The organism is Streptomyces sp. SID5785, from assembly GCF_009870065.1.
Lineage (GTDB): Bacteria > Actinomycetota > Actinomycetes > Streptomycetales > Streptomycetaceae > Streptomyces.
In genome coordinates this window covers 1-10,348 of record NZ_WWIA01000620.1, presented here as the reverse complement: position 1 = coordinate 10,348, position 10,348 = coordinate 1, and the positions used below count along the sequence as shown (strand labels likewise).

Sequence of the window (10,348 nt, the reverse complement as noted above, 5' to 3'; positions counted from 1 at the left end):
CCCGCTCGCCACCAAGTCGCTCGCCCTGCCGCACCGCAACACCCCGCAGGGTCAACTCCCCGACCGGACCCGGCTGTACGTGGTGACGGTGCCCGTCCGCGCGGACCGCACCGTCCGCTCGGTCGACCTGCCGACCGCGACGCCCGCCACCGGGGGCGCACTGCACGTGTTCGACGTCTCCGTGCGCCGGGCCACGCACGGCTGGACGGGCACCTGGTCGGCGTCGAGCGCCGGGTACACGGCGGTCGGCCCGTGGGCGGACCGGACCGTGCGGCTCGTCGTGCACACGAGCACGGGCGGGCCCCGGGTGCGGATCCGGCTCGACAACACCTTCGCGTCGGCGCCGGTCCGGATCGGCCACGCCTCGGTGGCCGTACGGGAGTCGGGGGCCGCGGCGCGGGGCAGGCCGGTCCCGCTGACCTTCCACGGCGCGGGCGGCACCCGCATCCCGGCGGGCACCCAGGCGTTCAGCGACCCGGTCGACTTCGACGTGCCGGCCGGCACCGACCTGCTGGTCAGCTTCCATCTGCCCGGCCCGGTGGGCACCGCGCCCGTGCACAGCCAGGCGATCCAGCGCTCCTACGTGAGCGAGCCGGGCGACCACGCGGCGGAGAGCGGCGGCGCGGCCTACACCTCGACGATCGCGTACTGGCCCCTGCTGACCGGCGTCGACGTGAGCGGCGGGCCGGGGTCCGTGGTGCTGCTCGGCGACTCGATCACGGACGGCGTGCAGTCGACCGTGGACGCGAACCGGCGTTGGCCGGACGAACTGGCCCGGCGGCTGCTCGCCCGGCAGGACGGGCCGCGCTACGGGGTGCTGAACCAGGGGATCTCGGCGAACAAGGTCGTCACCGACCGGTACCCGGGTGACGGGGTGTCGGCGGACACCGGCGGGGTCAGCGCGCTGCACCGGCTCGACCGGGACGCGTTCGCGCAGACGTCGGCCCGGACCGTCGTCGTGTTCGAGGGCATCAACGACCTGCGCTGGGGCGGGAGCGCGGAGCAGGTCGTGGCGGGGCTGCGGGAGATCGCGGCGCGGGCGCACGCGCGGGGGCTGCGGGTGATCGGGGCGACGGTCACCCCGTGCGAGGGGGAGGCGCTGTGCACGGGGGCGGTGGACGCGGAGCGGGTGCGGGTGAACCGGTTCCTGCGGGGGGCCGGGTCCGGGTTCGACGGGGTGCTCGACTTCGACGCAGTCGTGCGGGATCCGGAGCGCGGCTCGCGGATGCGGGCCGCGTTCGACAGCGGGGATCATCTGCATCCGGGGGATGCGGGGCTGGCGGCGATGGCCGCGTCGGTGGATCTCGGGATGCTGTGACGCCGCGGGGGCGCGCGGGTGCGTCGCCGGGCGCGCGTCCCGCCGCGGCCGGGCGCGCTACACGTCCAGGTCGACCACGACGGGGGCGTGGTCGGACGCGCCCTTGCCCTTGCGCTCCTCCCGGTCCACGTACGCGTCGGACACCGCCTTGGCGAACGGCTCGTTCCCGTACACCAGGTCGATGCGCATGCCGCGGTTCTTCGGGAAGCCGAGCTGGCGGTAGTCCCAGTAGGTGAAGGGGTGGTCGTACTTGAGGGGGCGCGGGACCACGTCGGTCAGGCCGGTCTCGCGCAGCGACGTGAGGGCGGCGCGCTCGGCCGGGGTCACGTGCGTCGCACCCTCGAAGACGGAGATGTCCCAGACGTCCTCGTCGGCCGGTGCCACGTTGTAGTCGCCCATCACCGCGAAGGGGCGCGAGCCGCCCGCGTCGCCGGCGACGGCCGCCTTCAGCGCCTCGAACCACTGGAGCTTGTAGGCGTAGTGCGGGTGGTCGACCTCCCGCCCGTTCGGCACGTAGACCGACCAGACGCGGACCGGGCCGCAGGTCGCGGAGACGGCGCGGGGCTCCTGCGTGCCGTCGTAGCCCGGGTCGCCGGGCAGGCCCTTGACGACGTCCTCGAGGCCGACGCGGGACAGCAGCGCCACCCCGTTCCACCTGCCGTCCGCGTGGACCGCCGACTCGTAGCCCAGCTCGCGCAGCTCGTCCGCGGGGAACTGCTCCGCCGAGCACTTGGTCTCCTGGATGCACAGCACGTCCGTGCCGCTGCTCTCCAGCCAGGCGAGGAGTCGCGGGAGGCGGGCGGTGACCGAGTTCACGTTCCAGGTGGCGATGCGCATGTCCCACAACCTACCGGGCGGGTACGACAACGGCCTCGCGCGGCGGAGCCGGGCACCAGATAGACAGGCAACCTTGCAAGTTTTTCTTTTATGCAGGTAGCCTGTCTAATCATGAGCGACAGCACCCCCTCCCCCGCGTCCCCCCTCTCCCTCGACGAGCGCCCCGCCCTCGTCCTCATCGACCTCCAGCAGGGCATCCTCGGCCTTCCGACCGCCCCGCACCCCTCCGCGTCGGTCCTGAAGAACGCGACGCGGCTCGCCGACGCGTTCCGCGCGAAGGGCCTGCCCGTCGTGCGCGTGCGTGTCACCTGGTCGCCCGACGGCGGCGACCTGCCCGTGAGCCGCGCCGCGACGCCGGGCCTGACCCAGGCGCCGCCCGCCGCGTTCGCCGCGTTCCCCGACGAGCTGGGCCCGCTCGGCGACGACATCGTGATCACCAAGCGGCACTGGGGCGCCTTCACCGGGACGGAGCTGGACCTGCAGCTGCGCCGGCGCGGCGTGACGCAGATCGTCCTGTGCGGCATCTCGACCTCGATCGGCGTCGAGTCCACGGCGCGCTCGGCCTTCGAGCTCAGCTACCACCTGCTGGTGGTCGAGGACGCGACGACCGACACGGACGCCGCGGCCCACGAGCACACCTTCGGCAAGATCTACCCGCGCATCGCGGAGCTCGGCAGCACCGACGAGGTGCTCGGGCTGCTGGCCTGACCGAGCGACACGGCCGGGGCGGCTCGCGCCCCGGCCGTCACAGCCGCACCGCGCCCCCCGGCGCCAGCCGCAGGTGCTCGGCACCCGCGAGCGCGCCGATCTGCCGGTCGTAGATCGGCCGCGCCAGATCGGTCAGCAGCGCGTCGTGGATGTCGTAGGCGCGCTGCGGCTCGACCTCGCGCACGTAGTCGATCACTTCGGAGATCTTGTTCCAGGGCGCCATGACCGGGAGCATCAGCGTCTCGACCGGACGGCCGGGGACGGTGAGCGCGTCGCCCGGGTGGAAGAGCGCGCCGTCGTCGACGAGGTAGCCGACGTTCGTGACGCGCGGGATGTCCGGATGGATGACCGCGTGCAGCTCGCCGTGGACCTGGACGGCGAAACCGGCGGCGGTGAAGGTGTCGCCGTCCCCGACCGTGTGCACCCGGCCGGGGAACGCGGACGCGAGCTGCTCCGCCACCGACCTCAGGGTCCAGATCTGCGCGCCGGGACGGGCCTCCATCCCGGCGCGCAGCCGTGCCTCGTCGAAGTGGTCGGGATGCTCGTGGGTCACGAGGATCGCGTCGGCGCCGACGGCCGCGTCCTGCTCGGAGAACCCGCCGGGGTCGATGACGAGGACCTGCCCGTCCTTCTCGAGCCGGACGCAGGAGTGGGACATCTTCGTGAGCTTCATGGGCCCATCCTGCTGCCTGCACCGGCCGCGGGCGCCGCACCGCGGACTACTCCTGCGGAGTCGTCTCCTCGCGGATGACGCGCTGGGCGACCTTGAACGCCGCGTTCGCCGCGGGCACCCCGCAGTACACGGCCGTCTGGAGCAGGACCTCCCTGATCTCGTCCGCGGTCAGGCCGTTGCGCAGCGCGGCCCGGGTGTGGAAGACCATCTCGTCCAGGTGGCCGCCCGCCACGAGGGCCGTCAGCGTCACCGACGAGCGCATCCGGCGGTCCAGGCCGGGGCGGGCCCAGATCTCGCCCCACGCGTAGCGGGTGATGAACTCCTGGAACTCGCCGGAGAAGTCGTCGGCCGTGGCGAGCGCGTCGTCGACGTGCGCGTCGCCCAGCACCTCTCGGCGCACCTTCAGGCCCGTGTCGTACCGGTCGGGGCGCACGGCCGCCTCCGGCTGGTGCGCGGCCGGGGCGATCTCGGCGACGGGCCCGGCCGGCGGTGCGCTCAGGACCGGCTTGACGGGCGGCGCGGGGATCGCGTGCCGACCGGTGTCCTGCGGGGCCTGCCACACGGAGGAGAAGTGCCGGACCAGCAGGTCGGTGACGGCCGCGGGCTGCTCGACCGGGGCCAGGTGGGAGGCGCCCGGGACCACGGCGAGCCGGGCGTCCGGTATGCCGGCCACGAGCGTACGGGCCTCGGCGGGGCCGGTGACCTGGTCCTCGGAGCCGACGAGCACGAGCGTCGGCACCCCGATCGCGCCGAGCTCGGCGCGCACGTCGAAGGCGGCGAGCGCCTCGCACGCGGCGATGTAGCAGCCCGGGTCCGTCGTGCGGACCATCTGCACGGCCCAGTCGGTGATGGCGGGCTGCGCGGCGGCGAAGCCCGTGGTGAACCAGCGCTCGGGGGACGTACGGGCGATGGGGTCGAGTCCGTTGCTGCGGACGATGACGCCGCGCTGGCGGAACTCGTCGGCGGTGCCGAACCGGGGCGAGGCCGCGATCAGCGCCAGCGACGCGACGCGCTGCGGGTGCCGCAGCGCGAGCTCGGCGCCGATCGCCCCGCCGAGCGAGCAGCCCGCGTAGCCGAACCGGTCGACACCGGCCTCGTCGAGCGTGGCGAGCAGCCGGGCGGCGAGCTCCGTCACGGAGCCCGCCGGGTGGGCGGGCGCGCCACCGTGCCCGGGGAGATCGAAGCGGAACACCCGCCACTGCTCGACCAGCTCCGGGATCTGCCGGTCCCACATGTGCCAGGTGGTACCCAGTGAGGGAGCCAGGATCAGGACGGGGGCGTCTTCGGGCCCGTCGAAGCGGTACTGCAGGGTCTTCGGTGTCTCACTCACGCCCTGCACGTTCTCACATCTCCCCTTTTCCGACGCGGCGGGGGCGGTGACCCGCGCAAGCCGTCCAGGTTGTGACGGACCGGCGAAGATCCTGGACACTTCGCCCGGCCTGCCACCGTTCGGTGATCACCGCCGCCGGGTCCGCGGCCCGCGCCCGCCCCATTCGCACAACGGGCGTTACGGTAATATAACGTGGCGTCATGCCACGCACCAAGGGAGATCACGAGGCCCGCCGGCGCGACGTCTCGGCGGCCGTCTGGCAGGTGATGGTCGCCCGCGGCTTCGCCGGGCTCACCCTGCGCGCCGTCGCCGAGCAGCTCGGCGCGACCACGGGTCTGCTGACCCACTACTTCCGCACCAAGCAGGCCCTCGTGGCCTACGCCATGGACCTCCTGGAGGAGCGCACCGAGGCCCGGCCGCGGCGTCCCGCGGAGCCCGGGATCGACGCCCTGCGGGCCGCCCTGCTCGACATGCTGCCGCTGACCGGCGAGGCCACGGACACCAACCGCATCTGGGTGTCCTCCTGGGACCACGCTCTGTCCGACCCGGAGCTGACGGCCGCCTACGCGCGCAAGTACGCGCGCGGCCGTGACGCGCTGCGCGCCCGGGTGGCCGCCGCACAGGACCTGGGCGAGCTGCCGGCGGGCGACCCGGAGCGCGTCGCGGCCGGCGTCCAGGCGTTCGTCCTGGGACTCGTGGTCCAGGTCCTGTTCGCACCGGACGCGTTCCCGCCGGCGCGGCAGATCGCGCTCGTGGACGACCATCTGGCCGGCCTCGCCGCTCGGCCCGGCGTCAGCCCAGGGCCACGTGCCGGCCGGTGAGCGCCAGCAGCAGGCCGAAGACGTCGATCACGACGACGCCCGCCAGCAGGGAGAGCGTCCACGCGCGGCGTCCCGCCGGGGTGCGCGCGAAGGCACGGCCGGCGAGCGCCAGCAGGGCCCCCTGGACCAGGAAGCACGGCTCGAAGAGCCACAGGTCCCGCACCGCCGCCGTGTGATGGTCGCGCGCGAGCGTCGCCGCGTCGACGCCCGTCGCCTCCGGGAAGTCGACGGCGCCGTGCGCCCCCGTCAGATAGAGGGCCTTCGTCACGAAGCCGAACACCGCGTGGGACAGGCAGATCACCGCGCCGCCCCAGACGGGCACGAGCACCGTCCAGGCCGGGACCCGGCGTGCGACGCGGTGGTCCATGGCGAGCAGCCAGGCCGCGCCGATCAGCATGATGACGGTCACGACCCAGTTGGCGGCCCTGAGCGTGTCCGGGTCCTGCCGCGCCGCCAGGGGGACGCCCCAGGTGCCGCCGAGGGCCCAGTAGACGTGAATTCCCGCGTAGAGCAGCGTGAACGCCACGGCGAGTGCCGTCAGCGGGGACAGCCCGGCCGGGCGTCCGTCCGCGACGCCCCGTGCGGAGCGCCGCTCGTCGAGTGCGGTCAAGGGACTGCCTCCTTCGTCGTGGCTCACAGCGGCCGGGACAGCACCACGCGGTCCTGGCCGGGGCCGTCGTAGCCGGTCACCGGTGCGGAACAGGTGAACCCCAGCGCCTCGTGGAAGGCGATGGAGCGTGCGTTGTCCGGCGACGTGACCGCCCGGACGACCGACCGGCCGTCGCTGCGGGCGAGCCGGAAGAACCGCTCGTACAGCGAGCGTGCGAGCCCGGTGCGCCGCATCCCGGGGGCGACGCCGGTGAAGTGGATGTACGCCTCGTCCGGCCGCGACGGGGACAGGAAGCCGATGACGAACCCGGCGAGCTCGCCGCTCTCCGTCTCGGCGATCAGGCTGGTGTCGCAGAAGTGGTGCAGGTAGAGCCGGTTCAGGAGGGCCGTCACCGGCCGCCCCCACCAGGCGTCGGCGACGCGCACGATCGCGTCGTAGTCCTCCGGGCGGGCCGTGCGGGTCCGTACGCCCGGGACGGGGGCGGACGTCATCCCGCACCGTCCGCGGCCGTGTCCTCGTTCTCAGGGGTCATAGGACCAGGGTAGCGGAAGACATAACAAGCGTTATGTAAATAAGCTCGCTCTCTCCGGCGCCGGTGCCCGCAGGGGGTGGGACGGACGGAGAGAGGCGGCGCCACGGCAGCGGCCCCCGCGGCCCGGGACAGAACCGGGGGCAGGGGCCGACAGGAGGCAGGAGGCCGGCGGCAGGAAGGCGGGAGGCTATGCGCGGGGCTCGTCGCCGCCGGTGAGCAGCGCCGTGATGTCACGGGCGAGCCCGGCGCCGAGCTCGCCCCAGCCGTCCTTGTAGCCGTAGACGCCGGCGAGGGTGCGGGCGTCGTAGTCGCCGTTCATGATCTCGATGTCGTCGGCGGTGATGAGGCCCGGGTGAGCCACCCCCACGGCCGAGGAGACCTTGAGCAGTTCCTTGCGCAGGGTGCGCAGGTAGACGGCGGCCCGGGTGGACTTCGACGCCGGGTCGAGGCCGCGCACCAGCCAGGGGTCCTGGGTGGCGATGCCGGTGGGGCACTTGTCGGTGTGGCACTTCTGGGCCTGGATGCAGCCGATGGACAGCATCGCCTCCCGGCCGACGTTGATCATGTCGACGCCGAGCGCGAAGGCGACGGCGGCGTTCTCCGGCAGGCCGAGCTTGCCCGAGCCGATGAACGTGATGTCGTCGGTCAGGCCCCGCTCGGCGAAGGTGCTGTAGACCCGCGAGAAGCCCATCCGGAACGGCAGCGACACCGAGTCGGTGAAGATCAGCGGGGCCGCGCCGGTGCCGCCCTCACCCCCGTCCACGGTGATGAAGTCGACGCCGCGGTCGCCGCGCGCCATCAGGGTCGCTAGCTCGCGCCAGAAGTCGGTCTCGCCGACGGCGCTCTTGATGCCGACGGGCAGACCGGTCTCGGCGGCGAGCAGTTCGACGAAGTCGAGCAGCGAGTCGACGTCGTGGAACGCGGTGTGCCGGGACGGCGAGGCACAGTCCTTCCCGGCCGGGATGCCGCGGATCCCGGCGATCTCCGCCGTGACCTTGGCGCCCGGCAGCAGGCCGCCGAGGCCGGGCTTGGCGCCCTGCGAGAGCTTGATCTCGAGGGCCTTGACCGGGGCGCCCGCGACGACCTTCTTGAGCTTGTCCAGGTTGAACGTGCCGTCGTCGTTGCGGCAGCCGAAGTACGACGTGCCGATCTGGAGGATCAGGTCGCCGCCCTGGCGGTGGTACGGGGAGAGGCCGCCCTCCCCGGTGTTGTGCATCGTGCCGGCCAGCGCGGCGCCCTTGTTGAGGGCGGTGATCGCGGCGCCGGAGAGCGAGCCGAAGCTCATCGCGGAGATGTTCACGACGCTGGCCGGACGGAAGGCCCCGGCGCGGCCGCGCGGGCCGCCGAGGATCTTCGCGGAGGGCAGCGGGGCCTGCGGGTCGTGCAGGTCGGGCAGCGGGCCCGCGAAGGTGCGCTGCTTCAGGTAGGCCTTGCCCTGGACGTGCTCGACGTCGACGTCCGTGCCGAAGCCGAAGTAGTTGTTCTCCTCCTTGGCGGAGGCGTAGATCCAGGTCCGCTGGTCGCGGCTGAAGGGCCGCTCCTCCTCGTTGGAGGTCACGACGTACTGGCGCAGCTCGGGCCCGATCGTCTCCAGGAGGTACCGGGCGTGCCCGATCACCGGGAAGTTCCGGAGCAGCGCGTGCTTCTTCTGGACGAGGTCCCGGGCAGCCACCACCGCCAGCGCTGTCGCGGCGGCCGCACCGATGCTCCGAGCACGCATGAACGTTCCTCTCCTGCCCTGACGTCACTGTCGTCGGCGATAGTAGGCGCGGCCCGCCGCGGCGCGACGCGCGGGGCGCCGGTCCGGACCGCCTCCGCTCAGGCCAGGTCGGTCAGGTCCTCCGCGTAGACCTGTGACAGCGGCTGCGGGCCCACGTACTGCTGGCAGTTGCACCGGTCCGCCTCGAAGCGCAGCGGCTTCTTGTTCTCGTCCCAGGCGACCGGGACCTCCACGCGCTCGTGGCAGCGGCCCTGCTTGTCGTGCTTGGCGAGATGGTGGGTGCAGCCGCACACCGGCTCGGGCGGCCGGTTCGCCGCCTCCAGGGCGAGGCGCTCCTCCTTCGCCGCCTCGATCCGCTGCAGACTGCGCTCGTGGCGGTGGCGCAGCGCGGTGCGGACGTTGTCCGCCGCCCACGCGAAGCCCCCCGTCCAGAACAGAATGAGCACCAACCAGATCCAGTTCACCTGACGCCTCCCCCTGTGCCGTCTGCCCGCCAGGATAGTGACCGGGAGCCGCGCGTCACACCCGCTCGTCACGGTGGCGCAGCAGCATCATCGCCGCGTCGTCGTGCAGCGGACCGGACGCGTGCTGCACGAGGTCGCGGCGCAGGTCCTCCAGCGCCGCCTCCGGGTCCGTGGCCTTGAGCAGTTCGGTGTGCTCGGCCAGCGGGTAGAAACGGCCGTCCGCGTCGCGGGCCTCGCTGACCCCGTCCGTGTAGAGCAGGATCTGGTCGCCGGGGGCGAACGCCACGGTGTACGGCTCCGGATCGTCCCCGCCGTGCACCCCGAGGCCCAGCGGCAGTGCGAACCGCGGCGGCTCGGGGAACAGCGTCGCGCCGTCGCCGCGCAGCACCATCGGGGCCGGATGCCCGAAGTTCAGGAACGTCACCTCGCGGCCCGCGCCGGTCACCTCGACCAGCAGCGCGGTCACGAACTTCTCGCCGTGCAGCTCGCGGTCGACGACCCGCTGCAGCCGCCGGCTCAGCCCGTCGAGGTCCGGCTCGTCGTGCGCGGCCTCGCGGAACGCGGCGAGCACCAGCGCAGCCGTCTCCACCGCCTCGAGCCCCTTGCCCTGCACGTCGCCGATGATCACCCGGGTGCCGCCCGGTCCTGCCACCACCTCGTAGAGGTCGCCGCCGATGCGGGCCCGCGCCACGGCGGACGTGTACGAGACGGCGATCCGCAGCGGTCCGGCGACGCGCGGCACCGGTCTCAGCAGCACCCGCTGGGCCACCTCGGCGATCGACCGGACGCTCGCGAGCTCGGCGTCCCTGCGCTCGCGCAGCACGACGGCGACGAGCCCGGCGGCGGTGACCCCGGCGACGCACAGCAGGGCGATGTAGACCCGGCGCCGGCCGAGCTGGCCGTCGTAGAGCGCGAGCAGCGGGCACAGGAGCGCGGCGATCACGCCGATCCGGGCGGTGCGCCACCGGGTGCCGACCAGACCGGCGAAGGCCGGGCCGAGGGCGAGCAGGGAGAGCATCCCGAAGCCCGGCGGGGTGGTGGTCTCCGCGACCGCCACGAGGATCATCACCGCGTACGGCAGCGCGGGCAGCAGGGGCGAGACGGTGATCTGGTCGGTGAGCCGGTCGCCGCCCGCGCGGCGGCCGCGCCCCGGTAGGGACCGGTCGCGCCCCGGTAGCGACCGGCCGGGCCGGTCATCTCTCGCTGACATCGGGCTCCCCCTGTCCTGACGGCGGCGCGGTGAGGCGGAAGGACCGCACGACGGCGAGCGCGGCGGCGGCCACGACGCCCAGCGCCAGCGCGGCCGTCCGCAGGGCGGCGGCGCGCTCCTCGTGC

The 10,348-nt window shown here is 73.6% G+C and carries 11 protein-coding genes; 3 read left to right on the top strand and 8 right to left on the bottom strand.

Features of this window, described 5'->3' with window-relative positions:
• On the top strand, positions 1-1,318 hold a 1,318-nt coding region (locus GTW43_RS20235; protein WP_161303427.1), incomplete at its 5' end, for an SGNH/GDSL hydrolase family protein.
• 57 nt (positions 1,319-1,375) lie between these two features.
• On the opposite strand, the gene GTW43_RS20230 is transcribed toward GTW43_RS20235, so the two are convergent.
• Entirely contained in the window at positions 1,376-2,155 is a 780-nt protein-coding gene (locus tag GTW43_RS20230; RefSeq protein ID WP_161303426.1) for an exodeoxyribonuclease III, read from the bottom strand.
• Between the two features lie 111 nt (positions 2,156-2,266).
• Between GTW43_RS20230 and GTW43_RS20225 the strand changes: the two genes are divergently transcribed.
• Complete coding sequence (locus tag GTW43_RS20225) at positions 2,267-2,863, top strand: hydrolase (RefSeq protein WP_161303425.1); 597 nt, start codon at positions 2,267-2,269, stop codon at positions 2,861-2,863.
• A 37-nt stretch (positions 2,864-2,900) separates the two neighbouring features.
• On the opposite strand, the gene GTW43_RS20220 is transcribed toward GTW43_RS20225, so the two are convergent.
• Both GTW43_RS20220 and pcaC read right to left on the bottom strand, forming a co-directional pair.
• Positions 2,901-3,536, bottom strand: a complete 636-nt coding sequence (locus GTW43_RS20220) for an MBL fold metallo-hydrolase (RefSeq protein WP_161303424.1) — start codon at positions 3,534-3,536, stop codon at positions 2,901-2,903.
• Positions 3,537-3,582: 46 nt separating this feature from the next.
• Entirely contained in the window at positions 3,583-4,866 is a 1,284-nt protein-coding gene (gene pcaC, locus GTW43_RS20215) for a 4-carboxymuconolactone decarboxylase (protein WP_161303423.1), read from the bottom strand.
• A gap of 200 nt (positions 4,867-5,066) precedes the next feature.
• Here pcaC and GTW43_RS20210 point away from each other — a divergent pair, with 200 nt between their 5' ends.
• Positions 5,067-5,687, top strand: a complete 621-nt coding sequence (locus GTW43_RS20210) for a TetR/AcrR family transcriptional regulator (protein ID WP_161303422.1) — start codon at positions 5,067-5,069, stop codon at positions 5,685-5,687.
• Here GTW43_RS20210 and GTW43_RS20205 read toward each other — a convergent pair.
• The 5 genes from GTW43_RS20205 to GTW43_RS20185 form a co-directional block, all read right to left on the bottom strand.
• On the bottom strand, positions 5,659-6,297 hold the full coding sequence (locus GTW43_RS20205; RefSeq protein WP_161303421.1) for a DUF3995 domain-containing protein: 639 nt from the start codon (positions 6,295-6,297) through the stop codon (positions 5,659-5,661). The two genes, GTW43_RS20210 and GTW43_RS20205, sit on opposite strands and share 29 nt — an antisense overlap.
• A gap of 23 nt (positions 6,298-6,320) precedes the next feature.
• Positions 6,321-6,788 carry a GNAT family N-acetyltransferase gene (locus GTW43_RS20200; protein WP_161303420.1) on the bottom strand — a complete coding sequence of 156 codons (468 nt, stop codon included), beginning with the start codon at positions 6,786-6,788 and terminating at the stop codon, positions 6,321-6,323.
• Positions 6,789-7,016: 228 nt separating this feature from the next.
• A complete protein-coding gene (locus GTW43_RS20195) occupies positions 7,017-8,549 on the bottom strand; it encodes an FMN-binding glutamate synthase family protein (protein WP_161303419.1) in 1,533 nt (510 codons plus the stop codon).
• Between the two features lie 98 nt (positions 8,550-8,647).
• Entirely contained in the window at positions 8,648-9,013 is a 366-nt protein-coding gene (locus GTW43_RS20190; protein WP_161303418.1) for a hypothetical protein, read from the bottom strand.
• 55 nt (positions 9,014-9,068) lie between these two features.
• On the bottom strand, positions 9,069-10,079 hold the full coding sequence (locus GTW43_RS20185; protein ID WP_237536708.1) for a PP2C family protein-serine/threonine phosphatase: 1,011 nt from the start codon (positions 10,077-10,079) through the stop codon (positions 9,069-9,071).
• Between the last annotated feature and the right edge of the window lie 269 nt (positions 10,080-10,348).